The sequence below is a fragment of the Hydrogenophaga sp. genome (assembly GCF_050182545.1).
Taxonomy (GTDB): Bacteria; Pseudomonadota; Gammaproteobacteria; order Burkholderiales; family Burkholderiaceae_C; genus Hydrogenophaga.
Window position 1 is genome coordinate 94,525 of sequence record NZ_JBFXCD010000002.1, and the last position, 22,764, is coordinate 117,288.

Below are 22,764 nucleotides of genomic sequence, written 5' to 3' on the forward strand. Positions count from 1 at the left end.
GTGCCGACAAGCGCAGGCCCGCCCCAGGCGGTCCCCACTCGAAGGATTTCACCATGTCATCGACGCCTTCTTCGCCTCTCAGCCGCCTTGCCTGGCTCGTCGCCCCCGCGCTGGCGCTGCTCAACGCCTGCGCCATGCCCGGCGCTCCCACCCCCGCGCCGCTGGTGGGCAGCGAATGGCAGCTCGAAGACCTGGGTGGGCGCGGCGTGCTCGACCGCGTGCAGGCCACGCTGGCCTTTCCCGAAGCCGGGCGCGTGGCGGGCAACGGTTCGTGCAACCGCTTCTTCGGTACCTACACGCTGATGCAGGACCGCATCTCGCTGGGCCCGATGGGCGGCACGCGCATGGCCTGTGACGAGGCCGTGAGCGATCAGGAAGCGCGGTACATGGCGGCGCTGCAGAAGGCCCAGCGGCTGGAGGTCCAGGGCACGACCATGCTCATGCACGTGCAGGGCCAGGACAAGCCGCTGCGCTTCACGCGAACAAATCCCTGAGCCCCCACGCTCTGCCGCTCTGCGGGTCGCTGCGCTCCGTGGGGGCTGGTCCGCCTTGGGAGTGCCCCGGCGGCGGATCGCCTCAGGTCAGCACACCCGCCGTCAGGCGCAGCACGCGGGCGCAGCGCGTGGCCAGTGCCTCGTCGTGCGTGACGACGACGAAGGCGGTGCCCTGGTCGCGCGCAAGTTCCAGCATCAGCTGGAACACGCCTTCGGCGGTGCCGCGGTCGAGGTTGCCGGTGGGTTCGTCGGCGAGCACGCAGGCCGGCTGCGTGACCAGCGCCCGAGCGATCGCCACGCGCTGGCGTTCACCGCCCGAGAGCTCGGCCGGCCGGTGGTGCAGGCGCTCGCCCAGGCCCACGCGCGCCAGCATCTTCGTGGCCTGCTCCGCGGCCTCGGCGCGTGGCAGGCGGCGGATCCACAGCGGCATGGCCACGTTGTCGCGCGCGCTGAACTCGGGCAGCAGGTGGTGGAACTGGTAGACAAAGCCGAGGTGCCGGTTGCGCAATTCGCCTTGCTGTGTGGCGCTCAGGCCCGACATCGCCTGCCCCATGAGCTGCACGCTGCCGCTGGTGGGCGCGTCCAGCCCACCGAGAAGGTGCAGCAGCGTGCTCTTGCCCGATCCTGAGGCGCCGACAATGGCCACCGTCTCGCCCGCGCTCACCGTCAGGTCCACCCCGGTGAGCACCGTGACATCAAGACGGCCTTCGTGGAAGCGTTTGGTGAGGCCTTCGGCCTGAAGTACGGTTGGTGTCATAGGGGTTTCGCCGCCGGGCCGCTCCAAGGCGAAACGCACCCTCCTGGGGGGCAGCGGCGAAGCGTGGGGGCCACGTCACTCATAGCGCAGGGCCTCGGCCGGGTTCACGCGGCTCGCGCGCCAGCTCGGGTAGATCGTGGCCAGGAAGGCCAGCACCAGCGAGATCACCGCCACCGGCACGATGTCGGTCTGCTGCGGGTCGCTGGGCATGCGGCTGATGAGGTAGATGTCTTGCGGAAGGAAGCTCGCACCCAGCAGCCGTTCGAGCGCGGGCACCAGGGTGTCGATGTTGAACGCCACGCCCAGCCCCAGCAGCAGGCCCGCGCCGGTGCCGATGATGCCCACCATCGCACCCTGCACCATGAAGACGCCCATGATGCTCTGCGGGCTCGCACCCAGGGTGCGCAGGATGGCGATGTCGGCGCGCTTGTCGGTCACCGTCATCACCAGCGTCGAGACGAGGTTGAACGCGGCCACCGCGACGATCAGCGTGAGGATGATGAACATCATGCGTTTCTCGAGCTGCACCGCCGCGAACCAGGTGCGGTTCTGGCGCGTCCAGTCGCGCACCAGCAGGCCGGGGTCAAGGTCGCTGGCGATCGACACCGCCACCTCGCGCGCCTGGTGCAGGTCCCGTATCTTCACGCGCACGCCGGTGGGGCCTTCCACGCGGAAGATGCGCGCGGCGTCGTCCGCATGCAGCAAGGCCAGCGCCGAGTCGTATTCGAAGTGGCCGGAGTTGAAGGTGCCCACCACCGTCATCTGGCGGATGCGCGGCACCACGCCGGCCGGTGTGACCTGGCCGCTGGGCGCGATCAGCGTGACGCTGTCGCCCGCGATCACGCCCAGGCTGCGCGCGAGCTCGCCACCGAGGATGACGCCGAACTCGCCAGGCACCAGGCGCGGCAGCAGGGTCTGGGACAGGTCTGCGGCGAGGTCGGTCACCTTGGGCTCCTGCGCCGGGTCGATGCCACGCACCAGGGCCCCCTTCATGTCCTCACCGCGCGCAATCAGCGCCTGCGCACCCACGAAAGGCGCGGCACCCACCACCTCGGGATGGCGCTCGATGCGCGCCAGCGTGTCCGCCAGGTTCGGGATCGCCTGCCCGTTCGGCTCGAACACCTCGATGTGCGAGAGCACGCCCAGCATGCGGTCGCGCACCTCCTTCTGGAAGCCGTTCATGACCGACAGCACGATGATGAGCGCGGCCACGCCCAGCGCGATGCCCAGCATGGACACGCCCGAGATGAAGGAGATGAAGCCGTTGCGCCGGGTGGCGCGCCCGGCGCGCGTGTAGCGCCAGCCGAGAAGGAGTTCGTAGGGGGTTTGCATGGGTTCGTGTCCGGTGGGCATTGTGGCATCCCCGACAATCGCGCCATGCCCGCTACCCACCCGGCCTCGGAGCCGTCCCCGCACCTGCTGGTTCCCTTCGCCAGCGCGAGCGACCCTGCCTGCCGTGCCGCCCTGCCCGGCCTGCAACTGCCCTGCCTCACCGCCTTGCTGGCCGAACTGGTGCCGGTCTACACCGATGCGGGCGACGACCACAGCCTGAGCCCGCCGCACGAACGCGCCCTGGCGCAGGCCATCGGGCTGCTGCGTGCCGATGGCTGCCCGTACGGTGATGGACTGATGCCCTGGGCCGCGCTGGAAGACGCACAACCCTCCACGCCGCAGGCCTGGTTCACACCCTGCCACTTCCAGGTCGGCATGGAGCAGGTGACGCTGCTGCCGGTCGAACAACTCGGTCTCACGGACGGGCATTCCCGGGCTCTGTTCGATGCCCTCGCCCCTTACTGCGCCGAGGACGGCATCACGCTCCGCTACGTGTCGCCCACGCGCTGGCACGCCCGCGGCGAGCCGCTGCGCGGCATCGCCTGCGCCAGCCTGGACCGTGTGAGCGGCCGTTCGGTGGAGGCCTGGATGGCCACCAGCACGGCAAACCCCGCGGGCAGCCAGTTGCTCAAGCGCCTGCAGAGCGAGGCGCAGATGCTGTTCTACACACACGCCGCACACGATGAGCGCGAGGCGGCCCGCCTGCATCCGGTCAACGGGTTCTGGGTCAGTGGCGCCGGCGCGCTGGAACGTGCCACCACGCCGCGCCCGGCCCCCGTTCAGCCCGATGACCTGCGCCGCGCCGTGCTGCAGGCCGACTGGTCCGCCTGGCAGCAGGCCTGGGCCGCGCTCGATGCGGGCGAGATCGCCCAGTGGCTGGCACGCGCGCGGCGTGGCGAGCCGGTCACCCTCACCCTGTGCGGCGAGCGCGTGGCGCGGCGCTGGACGAACACCGTCCCCCTGGGCGCGGGCGCGCGCATCGGCCGTCAGATCAAGAAGCTGCTGGGTTCCGCCCCGGCCTGGAAGACCCTGGAAACCCTATGAAGATCATCACCCGAGACGTTCCCCCGCGCGCCGCCTGGGCGCTCGAACAGGGCGGCCTGCACCCCCTGCTGGCGCGCCTGTTCGCCGCGCGCGGCATCACCAGCACCGACGAACTCGACGACGCGCTGGCACGCCTGCTGCCACCAAGCTCGATGCGCGGCGCACAGGACGCGGCGTGCGCGCTGGCCGACGCCATGGCCGCACGACAGAACATCTGCATCGTGGCCGACTACGACTGCGACGGCGCCACCGCCTGCGCGGTCGGCCTGCGCGGCCTGCGCCTGCTGGGCGCGCCACTGGGTTTCGACCGCGTGAACTACCTCGTGCCCGACCGCGTGACCGACGGCTACGGCCTCACGCCCGCGATCGCACAGCGGGTCAAGGCACAGGGCGCCGATGTGCTGGTGACGGTGGACAACGGCATCGCCAGCGTGGACGGTGTGCGCGCCGCGCGCGAACTGGGCCTGCAGGTCATCGTGACCGACCACCACCTGCCCGCGCAACGGGACGGTGAGGTCGTGCTGCCGCAGGACTGCATCATCGTCAACCCCAACCAGCCCGGCTGCCCGTTCGAGAGCAAGTCGATCGCCGGGGTCGGCGTGATGTTCTACGTGCTGCTGGCGCTGCGCGCGGAACTGCGCGAGCGGGGTGTCTTCACCGCGCAGGAGCAACCGCGCATCGATGCCCTGCTCCCTCTGGTGGCGCTGGGCACCGTGGCCGACGTGGTCAGGCTCGACGCCAACAACCGCCGGCTCGTGGCACAGGGCTTGAAGCGTGTGCGCGCAGGGGCGATGCCACCGGGCATGACGGCGCTCTTCAACGCCGCCGCCCGCAAGCCTGCGGCCGCCACCGGCTTCGACTTCGGCTTTGCGCTCGGCCCGCGGCTGAATGCAGCGGGCCGCCTGGCCGACATGACGCTGGGCATCGAATGCCTCACCACCGACGACGCGTTGCGCGCCGACGAACTCGCGCGCACGCTCGACGGCATCAACCGCGAGCGCAAGGCCATCGAGGGCGACATGCGCGAGCAGGCTTTGCAAATGGCCGAGGAGATGTTCGACGCGTCCGAGGAACCACCGCCCGCGCTGGTGGTGTTCGACCCCGACTTCCACGAAGGCGTGGTCGGCATCGTGGCTTCGCGCCTGAAGGACAAGCTGCACCGCCCGACCTTCGTCTTCGCGGCCAGCGGTGCCGCGGGCAAGGAGCACGAGCTCAAGGGCTCGGGCCGTTCGATTGCGGGCTTCCACCTGCGCGACGCGCTCGATCTGGTGGCCAAGCGCCACCCGGGCGTGCTGCTGCGTTTTGGCGGCCACGCCATGGCGTCGGGTTGCACCATCGACGAGGAGCACCTCGACACCTTCGAGGCAGCCCTGCAGCAGGTGGCCCACGAATGGCTGGACGCAGCCACGCTGCAGCGCCGCATGGAGGCCGACGGCCCGCTCGACCCGAAGTACCGCCGCCCGGATCTGGTGGACACGCTGCACAAGGAGGTGTGGGGCCAGGGCTTCGCGCCGCCGGTGTTCAGCGAGGAGGTGCAGGTGGTGTCGCAGCGGCTGGTGGGCGAGAAGCACCTGGCGCTGAAACTCAAGCACCAGGGCGAACCGGTGGATGGCATCTGGTTCGGCCACACGGAGCCCTTGCCCGCGCGCGTGACCATCGCGTTTCGCCTCGACGCGGACGAGTGGCAGGGACAGCGGCGGGTGCGGTTTCTGGTGGAGGCGGCGGAGGTCTGAGGGCTTGTTGCCACTTCGCTCACGCAACTCGCTCGCGGGCACAGGGGCGCGGGCACTCTGCTCCGCGACTGTCCCCCGGGCCGGCAGAGCCGTCCCTCCTCCTTGATGTCGCTGCGCAGAGCGCCCACACCCCTGCGCCCGTGACGCCTTGGGGCGGCCAGCGCCCCGCCCGCCCAGGAGGTCGTTGGTGGCCGGGGTGATCGCTGCAGCGAAGTCAAGGAGGAGAACCGGCGAAGCCGGTTCGGGGGACATGAGCGGAGGCGATCACCCCGGCCGCCAACGACCGGATCCACGCCAGAGACGTTCAGCTCATCAGCGCTTCACGCACCGCCGCAAGCTGACGCCGGGACACCGCCAGGCGTTCGTCCACCCCGTCGAGCCGCACCGTCCAGCCTTCGCCTTCGACCGGGTCGTTGTGCTTCTCCACCGCCCGCACAGCGCGGCGCGAGACCAGTGCGTTGCGGTGCACACGCACGAACAGGTGGGCATAGCGCTGCTCCAGGTCGCTGAGCGCGCCGTCGAAGATGTGCTCCTTGTCGGCCGTGCGCACCGTGATGTACTTCAGTTCGGCCTTCAGGTAGATCACGTCGGCCAGTGCCACGCGCTCGCTGCGCCCGCGCTCCTGGATGATCAGGCTCTCGGGCAGCCCGTTGTCCTGGGCGTTCTCGGCTGCGCTGCGCAGGCGCACCACCTTCTGCAGGGCCTGCTGCAGGCGCTCGCGCCGCACGGGCTTGGTGAGGTAGTCCACCGCCTCCAGTTCGAAGGCATGCACCGCATGTTCCGCATAGGCAGTAACGAAGACAATCGCGGGTGGGGCGGCCATCTCGCGCAAGGTCGAGGCCAGCGCCATGCCATCCACGCCGGGCATGTGAATGTCCAGCATCAACAGATCGCAACCGGTGCGCTGGATCTGCTCCATGGCCTGCACCGCGTTCGATGCCTCACCCACCACATCGGCCCGGGGCTCGGTGCACTCGCCCAGCAGGGTGCGCATGCGTGAACGCGCCAGCGCCTCATCGTCAACGATCAGTACCTTCAGTGTCATGTCACGCTCCGTTGCCAGACCCGGTTCGGCTCCATACCCCGCTTATACCGGTATTTCGAGCCTTACCTGAAACACGCCATTCACCAGTGCGCTCTGAAAGCGACCCTGCACATCATGCAACAAGGTCAGCCGCTGGCGCACATTGTCCAGCGCCAGCCCGTTGCCGCGCCGCCCGCTGCCTGCAGGCACGGTGTTGGTGACCTTGATCACCACCACGCCGCCCCGGCGCTGGGTGCTGATGCGAACCACCGCGCCCGTTGCGCTGGGCTCCACGCCGTGCTTGACCGCATTCTCCACCAGTGGCTGCAGGATCAGGGGCGGCAACTTGGCCTTGGACGCAGTCTCGTCCACGCTCCACTCCACACGCAGCCGTTCTCCAAAGCGCACCTGCTCAATGGCGAGGTAGTGCTCGGCCAGCTCCAGTTCCTGCCACAGGGGCACGGCCTCCTTGGCATCGGCCAGCGCGTGGCGGAACAGTTCGCTCAGGTCCTCCAGCAGGCTCTCGGCCTTGGCAGGCTCCTCGCGCACCAGTGCAATGGCACTGTTGAGCGTGTTGAACAGGAAGTGCGGGCGGATGCGCGCCTGCAGTTCGGCCAGTCGCGCGGTCGTGCCAGCCGGTCCGCGGGCCCGGGCGCGCCACATCAACGCGGCAACCAGCACGGCGGACACCAGCGCACCCGAGGCCGCGCTGGCCAGCCAGGGCGAAGGCTCGGCCAAGCCCATCCAGACCAGCAACGCGCACCCATAGAGCCCGCTGAGGGCGCCAAATCCGATGGCAGCGCTCCATTGCCCGGCCATGGGCAACAAACCCAGCTGGCGCTTGAGCCCGCACACCGTCAGCAGCCAGGCCAGCACGGCGGGCAACGCCGCGCCGGTGTAGATCGCCATCTGCGTGATCCAGGCCACGAAGCTGTGCGCACCAAACAGCGCCGCCACGACCACGATGGCTTGCACGAACAGCACCGCGCGCAGCACGGTGCCGACCTGGCAGGTATCGAACACCTGCACCCGCGCGCGCAGGTGCTCGGGCATCTCCGAGATCGGACGCGCCCCGGCCGCATGCGCCAGTTCCTGGAAGCTCGATAAAATTCTGGAATCTTTCATGGGAAGCGAATCCGTCCGCGGGTCGGACGCCGTGAGGGTCTGTACAGGGGCACGCTGCGCCACCAGGCGGCCCGGGCTCTCTGTCTTGCCGAACACCCATGCCGGGTGGGCATCCGCTTCCTCCCCTTCCCTTCAAGCCGCTGGCAACACCATGTCCACCAACCAACTCGACAAGAAATCCGAAGCCTGGTCCGCCCTATTCTCGGAGCCCATGAGCGAGTTGGTCAAGCGGTACACCGCCAGCGTCTTTTTCGACAAGCGCCTGTGGCAGGCAGACATCACTGGCAGTCTGGCCCATGCGGAGATGCTGGCGCACCAGGGCATCATCGGCGCCGCCGACCTCGAATCCATCCAGCGCGGCATGGCGCAGATCACTTCCGAAATCGAAAGCGGCGACTTCAAGTGGCAGCTCGACCTTGAAGACGTGCACCTCAACATCGAGGCGCGCCTGACGCAACTGGTGGGCGATGCCGGCAAACGCCTGCACACCGGCCGCAGCCGCAATGACCAGGTCGCCACCGATGTGCGCCTGTGGCTGCGCGGCGAGATCGACCTCATCGTGCCGCTGCTCAACGAGCTGCAGACCGCCCTGGTGGACGTGGCCGAGAAAAACGTCGACGTGATCCTGCCCGGCTTCACCCACCTGCAGGTGGCGCAGCCGGTGAGCTTCGCGCACCATCTGCTGGCCTACGTGGAGATGTTCTCGCGCGACGCCGAGCGCATGTCCGATGTGCGCCGCCGCACCAACCGCCTGCCGCTGGGCAGTGCCGCACTGGCGGGCACCACCTACCCGCTGGACCGCGAACGCGTGGCGCGCACGCTGGGCATGGTCGATGCACACGGTGAGCCACAGGTGTGCCAGAACAGCCTCGACGGCGTGAGCGACCGCGACTTCGCGATCGAATTCACCGCCGCGGCCTCTTTGTGCATGGTGCACCTGAGCCGCCTCAGCGAAGAACTCATTTTGTGGATGAGCCAGAACTTCGGCTTCGTGAAGATCGCCGACCGCTTCACCACAGGCAGTTCGATCATGCCGCAGAAGAAGAACCCCGACGTGCCCGAACTCGCGCGCGGCAAGACCGGCCGCGTGGTGGGCCACCTCATGGGTCTGATCACCCTCATGAAAGGCCAGCCGCTGGCCTACAACAAGGACAACCAGGAAGACAAGGAGCCACTGTTCGACACGGTGGACACCTTGAAGGACACGCTGCGCATCTTCTGCGAGATGGTGGGCGGCCAGTTGAATCCAGCCACCGGCGCCAAGGAAGGCGGCATCACCGTCAACGCGGTGGCCATGGAAGACGCCGCCCGCAAGGGCTACGCCACCGCCACCGACCTGGCCGACTACCTGGTGAAGAAAGGCCTGCCATTCCGCGACGCGCACGAGACCGTGGCACACGCGGTCAAGGCCGCCGTGTCACACAACTGTGACCTCTCGGAGCTGCCGCTGACGGTGCTGCAGGGCTTCAACGCATCGATCGAGAAGGACGTCTACGAGTGCCTGAGCCTGCGCGGCAGCCTGGAAGCGCGCAACACCCTGGGCGGCACCGCGCCGGCTCAGGTGCGCGCGCAGATCGCGCGGCACCGCCAGAGGTTGGCGGCCTGAGCGTTCAGCCTCAGGTGCAGGGATCGGGCTGCGGCAATTCGGTGCAACGCTGGTAGGCCTCGGGCTTGAGGCCACCGCCGACCACGCGGTACTGATCGAAACAGGCCGCGCTGGCGATGTAGCGGTGCCAGCGGGCCTCGCAGGCGCTGGTGCCGTGCGGCAGCGGGGCGTTGGCGGGCACCGCGTTCGCACGGTGCTCCGGCGGCACCTCGGTGCCATAGACCACGCGGCCGTACTCGTCCGTCCAGCGGAACACGTCGGCGGGCAGTGCGACCGAAGGCACGACCAGCGCCACAGCGAGAGCAAGAGCGGCGGACTTCATGGACGGTGAGACACCGGGCACACGCGCAGGGTTCCAGAACGGCCACGCCTCCCGTCAAAAATTTTCAAGGCAGCTCGGCCCGGTTTCACAAGCGGTTTCACGGGCGGACGGCTAACATGCGTGCCACGCCTGCGGCCCATGGCGCCGCGCCGGCCTCTCACAACAACCACCGGAGACCTCCAGCATGACCGTCATCACCAACGTGGAAGACCTGCGCGTGCTCGCACAGCGGCGTGTGCCGCGCATGTTCTACGACTACGCCGATTCCGGCTCGTGGACCGAAGGCACCTACCGCGCCAACAGCGAGGACTTCCAGAAGATCAAGCTGCGCCAGCGCGTGGCGGTGAACATGGAGAACCGCAGCACCCGCAGCACCATGATCGGTCAGGACGTGGCCATGCCGGTGGCGATCGCGCCCACCGGGCTGACCGGCATGCAGCACGCCGACGGCGAGATCCTGGCCGCGCGCGCCGCCAGAAACTTCGGCATTCCGTTCACGCTCTCGACCATGAGCATCTGCTCGATCGAGGACGTGGCGCAGCACGCGGGCGAGGGTTTCTGGTTCCAGTTGTATGTGATGAAAGACCGCGGCTTCATCGAACGCCTGATCGACCGCGCCAAAGCGGCGAATTGCGGCGCGCTGGTGCTTACGCTGGATCTGCAGATCCTCGGCCAGCGCCACAAGGACCTGAAGAACGGCTTGACCGCGCCACCGAAGATGACGCTGGCCAACATCCTCAACATCGCCAGCAAACCGCGCTGGGCCATGGGCATGCTGGGTACGCAGCGGCGCCAGTTCGGCAACATCGTGGGCCACGTGCAGGGCGTGACCGACATGGCCAACCTCGGCGCCTGGACGGCCCAGCAGTTCGACCCCGCGCTCAACTGGGGTGACGTGGAGTGGATCAAGCAGCGCTGGGGCGGCAAGCTGATCCTCAAGGGCATCCAGGACGTGGAGGACGCGAAGCTCAGCGTCGCCTCGGGTGCCGATGCGCTGATCGTGAGCAACCACGGTGGTCGACAGCTCGACGGCGCGCAGAGCAGCATCGAGGCCCTGCCGGCCATCGTGGACGCGGTGGGCGGCCAGATCGAGGTGCACATGGACGGCGGCATCCGCAGCGGCCAGGATGTGCTCAAGGCCCGCGCCCTGGGCGCGCGCGGCGTCTACATCGGCCGGCCCATGCTCTACGGCCTGGGCGCCATGGGCGAGGCCGGCGTGGCCAAGTGCCTGGAGATCATCCACAAGGAACTCGACCTGACCATGGCCTTCTGCGGCCACACCAACATTGAGACGGTCGACAAGCGCATTCTGCTGCCGGGCACGTTCCCGACCTGATCAGCGCAGTTCGTACTCGAACGTGCTGACCACCCGCAGCCGTTTCATGCGCGAGCTGCCGTCGTCGAAATCGTTGCCGTCGTCGCCGGTGATGCGGATCACGCCCTGGTTGGCGTTCTTCAGCGGGCCGAGTTCGGCGCCCGCTTCGGCGGCGAACTTGTCGGCCTGCTCGCGCGCATTGCGCGTGGCCTCGGCCAGCAGCGGCGCCTTGATGTCGTTGAAGCCGCGCAACTGGTAGCGCGGGCCACCGCGCCCCTCGTTGTCGCCACCGAGCTGGATGCCGTCCTGGATGAGCGGGTCGACCGCGCGCGCGGCGGCCTCGACCTCGGTCACACGGGCCGACTTCACCAGCACCTGACCCGTGCCGTTGAAGCGAAACGGCTGGTTGGCTTGCGCGTACTCGCGCGCGTACAAGTCCTGCACCTGCAAAGGCCGGGCCTCGACCTCGGCCTCGCTAAAACCCCGCGATTTCAGGAACGCCACCACCTTGTCGCGGTCGGCGGCCAGTGCCTTCTGCACGCCGCCGAAATCGTTGCCGGCGCGGCGAAAGCCCAGGGTCCAGATCGCAAAGTCGCTCTCCACGCTTTTTTCGGCGAGGCCTTTGACCGTGACGGACCGGTCCGACATGCGGAACCGCTCCAGGCCCTGGCCCACGGCGAACCCGGCCAGGGCCATGCCGGCCGCCACCAACAGGGCGGTGACGAAACGGGAAAGGCTGTTCATTCGATGTCCTCCGGTATGGCGAGCCGGCCCCTCGGCCAGCGGTACCCGGCATGGTAATCCCGCTATGCTTGCCGCCGTGACCGGACCCTCTTCCCCGCCCCTGAAACGCCGAATCGCGCACCTGGACATGGACGCGTTCTTCGCGTCGGTCGAGCTGCTGCGTTACCCGCAGCTGAAGGGCCTGCCGGTGGTGATCGGCGGTGGGAGGCGGCGCGAGGACGACCTGCTGGCACAGGTGCGGCAGGCCTTCCCAGAGCGCGAGTGGACCGAGGCCGACCTGGACCGCATTCCGGTCGAATTCTTCCCGCGGCTGGAGCACTACGTGGGCCGGGGCGTGGCCACCACCGCGACGTATGCGGCGCGCCAGTTCGGTGTGGGTTCGGCGATGGGGCTGATGAAGGCAGCGAAGCTGTGCCCGCAAGCCATCCTGCTGCCGGTGGATTTCGACGAGGTGCGCCGCATCTCGCGCCTGTTCAAGAGCACCATCCGCGAGATCGCGCCGGTGATGGAGGATCGCGGCGTGGATGAGGTCTACATCGACTTCACCGATGTGCCCGGTGGCCAGCGCGAGGGTGGCCGCGTGCTGGCGCGGCTGATCCAGAAAAGCATCTTCCAGGCCACGGGGCTGACCTGCTCCATCGGTGTCGCGCCCAACAAGCTCATCGCCAAGATGGCCAGTGAGTTCAACAAGCCCAACGGCATCAGCATCGTGCGCGCCGAGGACCTGCAGGCGCTGATCTGGCCACTGCCCTGCCGCAAGATCAACGGCGTGGGCCCCAAGGCCGATGCGAAGCTGCAGGGTCACGGCATCCACACCATCGGCGAACTGGCGCAGCGCGAGCGCGGCTGGCTCATTGAAAACTTCGGCAAGAGCTACGGCGCCTGGCTGCACGAGGTGTCCTGGGGCCGCGACGATCGCGCCGTGCAGACCGAAAGCGAACCGGTGAGCATGAGCCGCGAAACCACCTTCGACCGCGACCTGCACGCCGCGCGCGACCGCGCCGAACTCGGCGCCATCTTTACGCGCCTGTGCGAGCAGGTGGCCGACGACCTTCAACGCAAGGGCTACGCGGGCAAAACGATTGGCGTGAAGCTGCGCTACGACAACTTCCAGATCGTCACGCGCGATGTGACCATCGGCGACTTCACCAGCGATGCGGCCACCATCCGCCGCCAGGCCGGCCTGTGCCTCAAGCGTGTGGACCTGACGCGCCGCATCCGGCTGCTGGGCGTGCGGGTGGGCAAGCTCGTCAAACCCGTGACAGAGGGCGAGGTGCCCGCGGTCTACAGTGCCAAGCCGTCCACCCCCACACCACGAGAGACAAGCCGCAATGAACACACCGACCTGCTTTTCCCTGAGCTTGACGGATAACGTCGCCCACCTGGTGCTGAGCCGGCCCGCCGAGCTCAACACCATGCACCCGACCTTCTGGCGCGAGCTGGACGACGCGCTCACGCAGATCCACACACAGGGCACGGCGCGAGCGCTGGTGATCAGCAGCACCGGCAAACACTTCAGCGCGGGCATGGCGCTGGAGACATTTGCCGGTGCCATCAGCATGGACGACCAGAGCCCCGAAGGCCGCGCCGCGATCTTCGATCTGCTGACCGACATGCAGGCCACTTTCACGAAGATCGAGAACCTGCGCATTCCGGTGATTTGCGCCATCCAGGGCGGCTGCATCGGCGGTGCGGTGGACATGGTCACTGCCGCCTGCATCCGCTATGCGAGCGCCGACGCCTTTTTCTGCATCCAGGAAATCAACATCGGCATGGTGGCCGACGTGGGCACGCTGCAGCGCCTGCCCAAGCTGATCCCGTTCGCCGTGGTGAAAGAGATGGCCTACACCGGCCGGCGCCTGCCGGCGTCACGGGCCATGGCCTATGGCCTCGTCAACGAGGTGTTCGACACGCACGAGGCAACAGTGGCCGCCGCGCTGCAGTGCGCAAAAGAAATTGCCACCAAGCCGCCGGTGGCCATCTGGGGCACCAAGCAGGCCGTGACCTACGCACGCGACCACTCGGTGGAAGACAGCCTGCGCCAGATGGGCTGGCTGCAGGGCGCGGTGTGGAGCAACGCGCACGTGCGCGAGGCCATCACGGCGATGAAGGACAAGCGCGCGGGCGACTTCGCGCCGCTGAGCGCGCTGCAGTCGTTCAAGTCGCTGGGCTGAGCGGCGCGGATTTCCTGGGCACGCCGGAGGAGATCAGGACAGGCGGTAGGTCGCCAGATGCAGGCTGGTCTCGGTGCTGCTGATGCCGCGGATCAGACGGATGCGCTCGAGCACCTCGGACAGTTCGCTCAGGCTGGCCGCGCGCAACTCGGCCAGCAGATCCCACCGGCCATTGGTGTCGTGCAGTTCGGCCACCCCAGGCTCGCCGAGCAGGCTGGCAATGACGGCGCGGGTCTGGTTGCCTTCGACCGCCACGCTCATCCAGGCGCTGATGCCGGTGGGTTCGGCATCGGGACGCAGGCGCACCGTGTAGCCGACGATCACGCCGTTGTCTTCCAGCCGGGTGATGCGGTTGGTGACGGTACCGCGTGAGACGCCGAGCGCCTTGGCCAATGCCGCCACGTTGGTGCGAGCGTCCTTGCGCAGCAAGGCGATGAGCCGATGGTCGAGGGCATCCATGTGCGCATTATGTTGGCCAGGTCTGTCGTATTGATATTTTTCTGCCGAAATTTGTACAGGGTTGGCGATTTACATTGACACGGGGGCTTGAGAGACTGGGTTCCACTGCAAGGACAACACCCATGAACACCGCCACCACCCCCGCCCTGCCCACCCTGTTCCTGAGCGCCCAGGATGTGGCCACCCTGGTCCACCGCATCGGCCTGCCCACCGTGCTGGAACGCATGGCCGGCACCCTGCATGCCGACTACCTGCGCTGGCCGGCCTTCGACAAGTCCGCGCGCGTGGCCAGCCACTCGGCCGACGGCGTGATCGAACTCATGCCGATCGCCGACGACAGCACCTACGCCTTCAAGTACGTCAACGGCCACCCCAGGAATACCCGCAGCGGCCTGCCGACGGTGATGGCCTTCGGCGTCCTGGCCGACGTGGCCACCGGCGCGCCAGTGTTGCTGAGCGAGCTCACGCTCACCACCGCCTTGCGCACCGCCGCCATGTCGGTGCTGGCCGCACGCGCTCTGGCCCGCCCGGACAGCCGCCGCATGGCGCTGATCGGCAATGGCGCGCAGAGCGAGTTCCAGGCCCTGGCCTTCCACCACCTCATGGGCATCACCGAGATCCGCCTGTACGACACCGACGCGGCCGCCACCCGCAAGCTGATGGCCAACCTCGCGGGCCACACGGGTCTGCGCCTGATTCCCTGCGAGAGCATCGCGCAGGCGGTGCGCGGCGCCGACATCGTGACCACCGTGACCGCCGACAAGACCAACGCCACCATCCTCACGCCGGAGATGATCGAGCCCGGAGTGCACATCAACGGCGTGGGCGGCGACTGCCCTGGCAAGACCGAGCTGCACCCCGACGTGCTGCGCATGGCTTCGGTGTTCGTCGAGTACGAACCCCAGACCCGCATCGAGGGCGACCTGCAGCACCTGCCGGCGGACTTCGCGGTGACGGAACTCTGGCGCGTGCTCGCCGGCAACGCGGTTGGTCGAACGGACCGGCGGCAGGTGACGGTGTTCGACTCCGTGGGTTTCGCGCTGGAAGACTACTCGGCGCTGCGCTTCCTGCGCGAAGCCGCGAACGAACTCGGCCTGGGCCAGGCGCTGCCGCTGATTCCCGCGCTAGAGGACCCGAAAGACCTGTTCGGTCTGTTGCGCCGCCATCCCTTGCCGCTCGCACTGGCCGCGTAAGCTCACCACTTTCGCTACGATGGACTGTCCCATCGAATGGCCCTGCATGAAAACCTTCCACAACCCCCACCACGCGGCCCACGCCGGGCAACAGGAAATGTTTCGCGGCCGCATGGTGCCCTGCCATGAGGTGCCCGCGCGACTGGACTTCGTGCTCGCGGAACTGGCGCGCCGCCCGCTGGGCCCGCTCGGCCCACCGTCGGTGGAAGACTCCGCGCTGGATGCGGCCATCGCCCGCGTTCACAGCGCACGCTACCTCGCCTTCCTCGCCAGCGCCTGGGACGACTGGGTGGCGATGGACCCGGCGAATGCGCAGCGCGACGCACTGCCTTCGGTCTGGCCGCTGCCCAGCCGCCACGGATTCCGCAGCGACGTGCTGCCGGCCAATTTCGCGGCACGCCTGGGCTTGTTCTCGTTCGATTCCGGCTCGCCCCTGACGGCGGGCAGCTGGGCCGCCGCGCGCGGCGGCGCGGCCTGTGCGCTGGCTGCGGCGCAAGCTGTAGTCAACGGCGAGCGAAGCGCATTCGCGCTCACCCGCCCGCCTGGCCACCATGCCGGGCCGGACTTCCTGGGCGGCTACTGCTTCCTGAACAACGCCGCCATCGCCGCGCAGGCGCTGCGCGATGCGGGTCACGCCAAGGTGGCGGTTCTCGACGTGGACTACCACCACGGCAACGGCACGCAGACCATCTTCTACGAGCGCGCCGACGTGCTCACGGTCTCAATCCACGGCGACCCGACCACCGAATACCCGTTCTTCCTCGGGCATGCGGATGAGCGTGGTGCGGGCGAGGGCGACGGTTTCAACCTCAACCTGCCGCTGTCGCGCGGCACGGGCTTCGCCAGATGGCGCGCCACCCTGGACACCGCGCTGCAGGCCGTGCACAACTTCGGCGCCAGCGCCCTGGTCGTGCCCATGGGTCTGGACACCTTCGAGGGCGACCCGATCTCGGGCTTCACGCTCCAGAGCGCGGATTACGCCGTGGTCGGCGCGGCGCTGGCGGGAGCCGGCCTGCCCGCGGTGTTCACCTTCGAAGGGGGTTACGCGGTGGACGAGGTGGGCACCAACACGGTCAATCTGCTCGAAGGCTTCCAGCAGGCCACCTGAGGTCCGGGCGACAAAAAAGCCCTGGCGTGACGGCTGTCACGCCAGGGCTTTTTTGCGTGTCGGCCTGAATCCAGTGGGCGGTACAGCGCGTAACCAGGAGGCCAACCACACCCTTCTGCCCCTTCACGAGCCATCGCCCCATGAAACACCAGCCCCCAAAGTCCCCCCGCCACAGGGCCATGTGCCTGTTGCCCCTGGCCGCCACCGCAGCGCTGCTGTCGGCCGCGCCGGCGCGCGCCGAAACCGGCAAACTGCTGCTCACCGGCGGCGTGAGCAGCGTGGAAGGCGCTGCCGGCGGCGGCATCTCCCCTTGGGCCGTGATCGGCAGCCAGGCCACCGAAGGGGAAGTGGGCGCGTCGGCATTCGCGAGCCGCGCCGTGACCCGCGACTACGGCCTGAGCGCCTACGGTGTGGCCGTGGGCATCGACGACCGGTTCGAACTTTCGGCCGCGCGCCAGGACTTCAACACCGGCAACACCGGCACCTTGCTCGGCCTGCCCGGCCTGCATCTCAAGCAGAACGTGCTGGGTGCGAAGTGGCGCGTGGCCGGCGACGCCGTGCTCGACAGCGACAGCCTGATGCCGCAGATCGCCGTGGGCGTGCAGTTCAAGAACCTTCAGTCTTCCGGTCTGGATGGCACGCTCGATGCACTCGGCGCCAGACGACACGGCACCGACGTGTATGTCAGCGCCACCAAGCTCTTCCTGGCGCAGGGCGTTCTGGTCAACGCCACGCTGCGCGCCACGCAGGCCAACCAGGGCGGCCTGCTGGGCTTTGGCGCACGTCTCGGCGGCGCCCGCAACGGCCACGAGCTCCAGCCCGAAATTTCGGTGGCGTATCTCATCAGCAGCAGGCTGGCGGTGGGTGTCGAATACCGCGCCATGCCCAACAAGCTGCAACGCGCTGGCGCGGCCGCGGGCCTGGGCGATGGCCTGCGCGCCGACGACTGGATGGACATCTTCATCGCCTGGGCGCCGACCAGGAACGTCTCCCTGACCGCTGCCTATGTGGACCTGGGCCGCATCGTGCCCGCCACCACCCAGCGGCGCAAACAAACCGGCGTCTACCTCTCGGCCCAGGTCGCGTTCTGAACTCCCCAACAGGCTCCACCATGAAACACCTCATCACCGCCACCGCCCTCACCCTGATCGCGCTCTCCAGTGGCGCCCTGCTGGCCCAGACCCCTGCGCCCAGTGCCGCCAGCGCCCACCCCGTCACACCCGCCCCCGGTCTGTATCAGGCCTTCGGCGAGCAGGCTGGCATCCGCAGCCTCATGGACGACTTCGTGCAACGCCTGCGCGCCGACGCCCGCATCGGTGACCAGTTCAAGGACACCAACCTCGCCAACCTGGCGACATCGCTCGGCGACCAGCTCTGTCAGCTCTCGGGTGGCCCCTGTATCTACAAGGGACCGGACATGAAGACCGCGCACCAGGACCGCGACATCACCAAGGCGCATTTCAACGCCCTCGTGGAAGTCCTGCAGCAGAGCATGGAGGCGCGGGGCATTCCCTTCACGCGGCAAAACCAGATGCTGGCGCTACTCGCTCCCATGCACCGCGACACCATCACCGTGCGCTGAGGCCACCACAGGACGCACCCGCATGACCCGACACTTCGCCCTTGCCGCCCTGCTGGCGTCGTCCTTGATGGCGCCGCTGGCCGTGCATGCCGCCACCGTGCAGCTGACCGTGCTCGCTCGCGACGGGCAGCCGCTCGTCGACGCCGTGGTGGTGGTCGAACCGATTTCGGGCATTGCACCTGTCGCACCCGCGCCCGTGCACGCCACGATCCAGCAGCTCAAGATGCAGTTCGTACCCGGTACCAGCGTGTTGCCGGTGGGTTCGCGCGTGAGTTTCGTCAACCTCGACAGCTGGGACCACCATGTGCGGGGCGTGCCCGCTGGTCTGAGCGGTCTCAACGCGGCACCGGACGCGGGCTTCGAACTGCGGCTGGACGGCAAAGCCACCAGCAAGGACGCGGCGGTGGCCGATGTGACACTGACCAGGGCCGGCGCCGTGCAACTGGGCTGCCACCTGCACAGTTCCATGCGCGGCTTCATCTTTGTGACCGACTCGCCGTGGGCGGTCAAGACCGACGCGCAAGGCATGGCGATGCTGCAGGACGTGCCCGAAGGCGCGGCACGCCTGCGCGTGTGGCACGGCGAACAGATCATCGAACCCGCGCCCGGCACGCTCACGGTCACCCGCGTCACGGCGCTGACCGTGCCCACCCAGGTCCAGCCGCGCCGGAGGCGGCCATGAAACACCCTGTTCGACAAGCCGACGACCGCGCCCGGGTGGCGCGCGGTTCGGCCACGCTGCACCTGGTGTGGAGCCGCGCCACGCAGGGCCGTGCCCAGGCAGACATGGCGGGTCTGCCGCACAATGCCGCCATGACACACAGCCCAGACGACGCCCTCATCGCCCTGATCGACCGCGTGGCACAACGCGATGAGGCAGCCCTGAAGGCGCTGTACGACCTGGTGTCCTCCAAGCTCTACGGGCTCTCGCTGCGCGTGGTGGGCAAGCACGAGTGGGCCGAGGATGTGTTGCAGGAGACCTTCCTGCAGATCTGGCGCGCGGCAGGTGACTACCGCGCCAGTCTGAGCCCGCCCATGGCCTGGCTGGGCCTCATCGTGCGCAGCCGCTCGCTGGACTGCCTTCGCCGGCGAAGCGCCGAGCGCGCCCACCTCACGGACGAGATCGACGACGCCATGGCCGACACGATGGAGGGCCAATCGCCCAACCCCATGGACGTGAGCCTGGCCAGCCAGCAGGCCTGGGCATTGCACCAGTGCCTGGGAAAGCTGGAGAACCGCCAGCGCGAGGTGGTCAGCCTGGCCTATCTGCGCGACCTCAGCCACAGCGAACTGGCTGAACAACTCAAACTGCCGCTGGGCACCGTCAAGACCTGGATCCGCCGCGGGCTGGAGCAGTTGCGCACCTGCATGGCGCGCTTCGCGTGAAGACATCGTCATGAACCTGATTCAACACCCCGAACTGCTGGACAAACTTGCCGCCGCCCACGCCCTGGGCACGCTGCGCGGCGGCGCGCGCCGCCGCTTCGAAGCCCTGGCGCGCGAGCAGGCGCCAGTGCGCGCGGCCGCGCTGGTGTGGCAAAGCCGCGTGGCCAGCATGAACGAACTGCAGACCGCGAGCGAGCCTGCCCCCGCCGTCTGGACGCGCATTGAGAACCTGGTGCGCGCCGACAGCGAGCAGCAGGCCATGGCCGCCGCGCGCGTGACGCCGACCGCACCGCGGGCCGGAGGCTGGTGGCGCAGCCTGCCACTGTGGCGCGGCACAACGGCCGCGGGCGCACTGGCCACCCTGCTGGCCGTGGTCACCGCCGTCGGCCTGCGCGACGACCTCGGCACCCGCATTGGCGAACTGCAGGCGCAGCTGGAGGCCACGCCCCAGGTGGAGTACGTGGCCGTGCTCAACGACGAGCAGGCCAGCGCTTCCATGCTGGTGACCTTCGACCCGAAGAACCGCAAGCTGACGCTTCAGCGCGTGGGGGGTTTCCAGGAAGCGGGCGACAAGTCGCTGCAGCTCTGGGCGTTGCCACCCTCGGGTGGTCCGCGCTCGCTGGGTGTGCTCGGTCAGGACCGTGTGCTGCAGCTCGCGGCGGGCGAGGCCGACGTGCGCGAGGTGCCGGCGCTGGCGATCAGCCTGGAACCCAAGGGCGGCGTGCCCAGCGAACGCGGCCCGACCGGGCCGGTGCTGTTCAAGGGCGCTCTGATCCAGAAAATGCTGTGAACCCGGCGCCCGCGCGGGCGTTCACTGCCGCGCGGTGCGCACGTTGCCTGGCGGCGATTGTGGATGGCTGCTGCGCCAGGGGTTGATGTCCAGCCCGCCCCGGCGCGTGTAGCGCGCGTACACCGCGAGCTTGGCGGGCTTGCAGCGCTGCCAGATGTCCATGTAGATGCGCTCGACGCACTGTTCGTGGAATTCGTTGTGGTTGCGGAAACTCACGATGTATTGCAGCAGGCCTGCCTGGTGGATCTGCGGGCCGCTGTAGGCGATCTGCACGCTGCCCCAGTCGGGCTGGCCTGTGACGAGGCAGTTGCTCTTGAGCAGGTGGCTCACCAGGGTCTCCTCGACCGGCTTTTCATCGAAGGCCGCCGTGAGCAACTCGGGTGCGGGCTGGTAGCGCGTGCATTCGACATCAAGCCGATCCAGCAGCAGGCCGCTGAGTTCGTGCACCGGCTCGCGGTCGAATTGATCGGGCAGCAGCAACCTCACGCCCGCGCTGGCGCGCACCGGGCCACCCTGCCAGATGGCCGCGCTCACGTCGTCGCGGATGCGCTCGCGCACCGCGTCGGCGCTGGCAAACGGCGTGTTGTTGAAGCTGTTGAGGTAGAGCTTGAACGATTTGCTCTCGACGATGTGCGTGCTCTCGGCGGGCACCGTGATGTGCGCCAGCGCCACCTGTGGCTTGCCGCGCGGGTTGAGCCAACTAAGCTCGAAGGCGGTCCACAGGTCCGCGCCCAGGAAGGGCACGCTGCCGGTGATGCCGATCTCGCGCCGCTTGGTTTCGCGCGGGAGGGGAAACAGCAGCGAGGCGTCGTACTGGTCGATGTAGGCCGAGGTCTTGCCCAGCTGGGACAATTCGGGCGTGTTCACACGAACTCCCGTTCTCTGAGCCACTTGGTGGCGACCCACTTCTCGCCCTCGATCACCGGTGCTCCGCCGTGCAGCGTGCGGGTCGAAGGGTGGGCGCGGTCGTAGCTGAAGAACACGGCGTTGCCGCGCACGGGGGCCACCTCCAGGCCCACGTCGGGGAAGGTGGTGCCACCGCCGCGCGCGGGTTCGTTGAGATACATCACCAGCGTGGCCACGCGCTGGCCACCCCGCTTGAGGATGGTCGGCGTGCCGGGCTCGGCGGGATCGAAGTAGTCGTAATGCGGCTTGTACTCGGCGCCCGGTTTGTAGTTCAGCACCTGAAAGCCTTCGCCGTTTTCCAGCGGCCAGTTCAGCAAGCGCGCGATGCGTGCCTCGACGCGGGCCACCTCGGGCGTCTGCCCGCGCGTGAAGAACATGCCGCTGCTGGTGCGGTCGGGGTTGAGTTCCTCGCCACCGGTCTTGGTCTCCACCGTGAGCGAGCGCGCCAGATGCGGGCGCGCGGACGCGATCAATGCCTCGCACTCCTCGGCACTCAGCAGGTTGCCCAGCACCACCACGCGCGGATGGTTCATTGTGGCGATCACGTCCACCATCCGGTCACCCGCGTCGATCTGGCGTGGCGCGCGGCTCAGGTCCAGGTCGGGCACCGGCACCGCCGCTTCAGCAAGCGTCTCGGCCACCGCAGGGCTCAGCGCTGTGGGCGCCGCCTGCACCGGTTGGGCGGCGGCCTGATGGCGCAGGTGCTCGCGCAGCGTGCTCTCCAGCGCGGCCACGGCCACGGGCTCCTGCCAGCCGGACGCCAGCATGGACGCCAGCACGACCTCTGGTGTGAAGCCGGCGGACGCCTGCTCAATGATCCAGCGGCGCAATTCGGGGGTGACGTTCTGGCTCATGGTGTGTTTGAGGCCTGTTCGCGGCGGAACACCAGCCGGTCGGGCGACGACGCGGCGGGGACGAATCGGTAGCCCTCGAGGTCGAAGCCCTTGAGCTGTTCGGGGGTGGTGGCGCGGTGCGTGACAGCGTAGCGCACCATGAGGCCGCGCGCACGCTTGGCCATGAAGCTGATGACCTTGTAGCCATCGGCCTTGCGCTCCTCGAAGGCGCAGGTGACCACGCGCGGCAGCAGCGCCTTGCGGTCCACGGCCTTGAAGTACTCCTCGCTCGCGAGGTTGATCACCACCGGGCTCAGGTCGGCTTTTGCGCGCTTGTTGAGGTACTCGGCAATCTGGCTGCCCCAGAATTCGTAAAGGTTTTTACCGGCCGCGGTTTTCAGCCTCGTGCCCATTTCGAGCCGGTAGGGCTGCATGCGGTCGAGCGGCCGCAGCACGCCATACAAGCCGCTGAGGATGCACAGGTGCTGCTGCAACCAGTCGAGATCGCCTTCACCCAGGGTCTTCGCGTCCAGCCCGCCATACACGTCACCGTCGAAAGCCAGCACCGCCTGTCGGGAATTCTTCTCCGTGAACCGGGGCCGCCAAGCCTGGTAGCGCGCGACGTTCAGGCCCGAGAGCGCGTCCGACAGGTTCATCAGCTCGGCGATCTGCCTGGGCGATTTCTGGCGCAGCACCTCGATAAGCGCAGCCGACTGCTTCACGAACAGGGGTTGCGTGTGGGTGTCGACGTGGCGCGGCGTCTCGTAGTCGAGCGCCTTGGCGGGCGAGATCAGGAAAAGCATCTTGAAGTGGCAACTGAGCAGGGGCGGGACATCC

Annotated in this window: 24 protein-coding genes; 14 read left to right on the forward strand and 10 right to left on the reverse strand. The window is 68.3% G+C overall.

Translation table 11 applies throughout. The annotated features are described in order from the left end of the window. Positions 1-53 precede the first annotated feature (53 nt). Positions 54-494 (forward strand): META domain-containing protein, encoded by a 441-nt coding sequence (locus AB7P10_RS02495; RefSeq protein WP_428292265.1) that lies wholly within the window; start codon positions 54-56, stop codon positions 492-494. A gap of 82 nt (positions 495-576) precedes the next feature. On the opposite strand, the gene lolD is transcribed toward AB7P10_RS02495, so the two are convergent. Then, the gene (lolD, locus tag AB7P10_RS02500) at positions 577-1,251 is read right to left on the reverse strand and encodes a lipoprotein-releasing ABC transporter ATP-binding protein LolD (RefSeq protein ID WP_428292266.1); all 675 of its coding nucleotides are present in this window, start codon (positions 1,249-1,251) and stop codon (positions 577-579) included. A 75-nt stretch (positions 1,252-1,326) separates the two neighbouring features. Next, positions 1,327-2,583, reverse strand: a complete 1,257-nt coding sequence (locus AB7P10_RS02505; RefSeq protein ID WP_428292267.1) for a lipoprotein-releasing ABC transporter permease subunit — start codon at positions 2,581-2,583, stop codon at positions 1,327-1,329. Positions 2,584-2,628: 45 nt separating this feature from the next. Here AB7P10_RS02505 and AB7P10_RS02510 point away from each other — a divergent pair, with 45 nt between their 5' ends. Together AB7P10_RS02510 and recJ are read left to right on the forward strand one after the other, a co-directional pair. Next, positions 2,629-3,627 carry a phosphoglycerate mutase gene (locus tag AB7P10_RS02510; protein WP_428292268.1) on the forward strand — a complete coding sequence of 333 codons (999 nt, stop codon included), beginning with the start codon at positions 2,629-2,631 and terminating at the stop codon, positions 3,625-3,627. Continuing rightward, a complete protein-coding gene (gene recJ / locus AB7P10_RS02515) occupies positions 3,624-5,360 on the forward strand; it encodes a single-stranded-DNA-specific exonuclease RecJ (protein ID WP_428292269.1) in 1,737 nt (578 codons plus the stop codon). The genes AB7P10_RS02510 and recJ overlap by 4 nt, the downstream gene beginning before the upstream one ends. Positions 5,361-5,664: 304 nt before the next feature. Here recJ and AB7P10_RS02520 read toward each other — a convergent pair whose 3' ends face one another. Together AB7P10_RS02520 and AB7P10_RS02525 are read right to left on the reverse strand one after the other, a co-directional pair. Continuing rightward, positions 5,665-6,405 carry a LytR/AlgR family response regulator transcription factor gene (locus AB7P10_RS02520; protein ID WP_428292270.1) on the reverse strand — a complete coding sequence of 247 codons (741 nt, stop codon included), beginning with the start codon at positions 6,403-6,405 and terminating at the stop codon, positions 5,665-5,667. A 42-nt stretch (positions 6,406-6,447) separates the two neighbouring features. Then, positions 6,448-7,509, reverse strand: a complete 1,062-nt coding sequence (locus tag AB7P10_RS02525) for a sensor histidine kinase (RefSeq protein ID WP_428292271.1) — start codon at positions 7,507-7,509, stop codon at positions 6,448-6,450. Between the two features lie 151 nt (positions 7,510-7,660). Here AB7P10_RS02525 and argH point away from each other — a divergent pair, with 151 nt between their 5' ends. Beyond that, on the forward strand, positions 7,661-9,115 hold the full coding sequence (gene argH / locus AB7P10_RS02530; protein ID WP_428292272.1) for an argininosuccinate lyase: 1,455 nt from the start codon (positions 7,661-7,663) through the stop codon (positions 9,113-9,115). Between the two features lie 10 nt (positions 9,116-9,125). Here the strand turns inward: argH and AB7P10_RS02535 are convergent, their stop codons facing one another. After that, a complete protein-coding gene (locus AB7P10_RS02535) occupies positions 9,126-9,437 on the reverse strand; it encodes a DUF4124 domain-containing protein (RefSeq protein ID WP_428292273.1) in 312 nt (103 codons plus the stop codon). Positions 9,438-9,621: 184 nt separating this feature from the next. Here AB7P10_RS02535 and AB7P10_RS02540 point away from each other — a divergent pair, with 184 nt between their 5' ends. Then, positions 9,622-10,773, forward strand: a complete 1,152-nt coding sequence (locus AB7P10_RS02540; RefSeq protein WP_428292274.1) for an alpha-hydroxy acid oxidase — start codon at positions 9,622-9,624, stop codon at positions 10,771-10,773. On the opposite strand, the gene AB7P10_RS02545 is transcribed toward AB7P10_RS02540, so the two are convergent. Next, positions 10,774-11,496 carry an SIMPL domain-containing protein gene (locus tag AB7P10_RS02545; RefSeq protein WP_428292275.1) on the reverse strand — a complete coding sequence of 241 codons (723 nt, stop codon included), beginning with the start codon at positions 11,494-11,496 and terminating at the stop codon, positions 10,774-10,776. A gap of 64 nt (positions 11,497-11,560) precedes the next feature. On the opposite strand from AB7P10_RS02545, the gene AB7P10_RS02550 reads away from it, so the two are divergent. Continuing rightward, on the forward strand, positions 11,561-12,868 hold the full coding sequence (locus AB7P10_RS02550) for a Y-family DNA polymerase (protein WP_428292276.1): 1,308 nt from the start codon (positions 11,561-11,563) through the stop codon (positions 12,866-12,868). After that, the gene (locus AB7P10_RS02555; RefSeq protein ID WP_428292277.1) at positions 12,828-13,670 is read left to right on the forward strand and encodes an enoyl-CoA hydratase-related protein; all 843 of its coding nucleotides are present in this window, start codon (positions 12,828-12,830) and stop codon (positions 13,668-13,670) included. The genes AB7P10_RS02550 and AB7P10_RS02555 overlap by 41 nt, the downstream gene beginning before the upstream one ends. Before the next feature lie 33 nt (positions 13,671-13,703). On the opposite strand, the gene AB7P10_RS02560 is transcribed toward AB7P10_RS02555, so the two are convergent. Then, complete coding sequence (locus AB7P10_RS02560) at positions 13,704-14,129, reverse strand: Lrp/AsnC family transcriptional regulator (RefSeq protein WP_428292278.1); 426 nt, start codon at positions 14,127-14,129, stop codon at positions 13,704-13,706. Between the two features lie 122 nt (positions 14,130-14,251). Between AB7P10_RS02560 and AB7P10_RS02565 the strand changes: the two genes are divergently transcribed. From AB7P10_RS02565 to AB7P10_RS02595, 7 genes are all read left to right on the forward strand, one after another. After that, complete coding sequence (locus AB7P10_RS02565; protein WP_428292279.1) at positions 14,252-15,322, forward strand: ornithine cyclodeaminase; 1,071 nt, start codon at positions 14,252-14,254, stop codon at positions 15,320-15,322. Between the two features lie 46 nt (positions 15,323-15,368). Then, on the forward strand, positions 15,369-16,430 hold the full coding sequence (locus AB7P10_RS02570; protein ID WP_428292280.1) for a histone deacetylase family protein: 1,062 nt from the start codon (positions 15,369-15,371) through the stop codon (positions 16,428-16,430). 179 nt (positions 16,431-16,609) lie between these two features. Next, positions 16,610-17,521 (forward strand): DUF3034 family protein, encoded by a 912-nt coding sequence (locus AB7P10_RS02575; RefSeq protein ID WP_428292281.1) that lies wholly within the window; start codon positions 16,610-16,612, stop codon positions 17,519-17,521. A gap of 20 nt (positions 17,522-17,541) precedes the next feature. Then, entirely contained in the window at positions 17,542-18,012 is a 471-nt protein-coding gene (locus AB7P10_RS02580) for a group I truncated hemoglobin (RefSeq protein ID WP_428292282.1), read from the forward strand. A 22-nt stretch (positions 18,013-18,034) separates the two neighbouring features. After that, the gene (locus AB7P10_RS02585; RefSeq protein WP_428292283.1) at positions 18,035-18,694 is read left to right on the forward strand and encodes a cupredoxin domain-containing protein; all 660 of its coding nucleotides are present in this window, start codon (positions 18,035-18,037) and stop codon (positions 18,692-18,694) included. 104 nt (positions 18,695-18,798) lie between these two features. Then, positions 18,799-19,398: an RNA polymerase sigma factor gene (locus tag AB7P10_RS02590; RefSeq protein ID WP_428292515.1), complete on the forward strand. Its 600-nt coding sequence runs from the start codon at positions 18,799-18,801 to the stop codon at positions 19,396-19,398. A 10-nt stretch (positions 19,399-19,408) separates the two neighbouring features. Then, a complete protein-coding gene (locus tag AB7P10_RS02595) occupies positions 19,409-20,188 on the forward strand; it encodes an anti-sigma factor (protein ID WP_428292284.1) in 780 nt (259 codons plus the stop codon). A 21-nt stretch (positions 20,189-20,209) separates the two neighbouring features. On the opposite strand, the gene queF is transcribed toward AB7P10_RS02595, so the two are convergent. From queF to yaaA, 3 genes are read right to left on the reverse strand one after another with little or no spacing between them, the layout of a single operon-like run. Beyond that, positions 20,210-21,055, reverse strand: a complete 846-nt coding sequence (queF, locus tag AB7P10_RS02600) for an NADPH-dependent 7-cyano-7-deazaguanine reductase QueF (protein WP_428292285.1) — start codon at positions 21,053-21,055, stop codon at positions 20,210-20,212. Further along, positions 21,052-21,948, reverse strand: coding sequence for a 2OG-Fe(II) oxygenase (locus AB7P10_RS02605; protein WP_428292286.1), 897 nt, complete (start codon positions 21,946-21,948; stop codon positions 21,052-21,054). Before AB7P10_RS02605 ends, queF begins: the two co-directional genes overlap by 4 nt. Then, positions 21,945-22,730 (reverse strand): peroxide stress protein YaaA, encoded by a 786-nt coding sequence (yaaA, locus tag AB7P10_RS02610; protein WP_428292287.1) that lies wholly within the window; start codon positions 22,728-22,730, stop codon positions 21,945-21,947. The genes AB7P10_RS02605 and yaaA overlap by 4 nt, the downstream gene beginning before the upstream one ends. Positions 22,731-22,764: the final 34 nt, after the last annotated feature.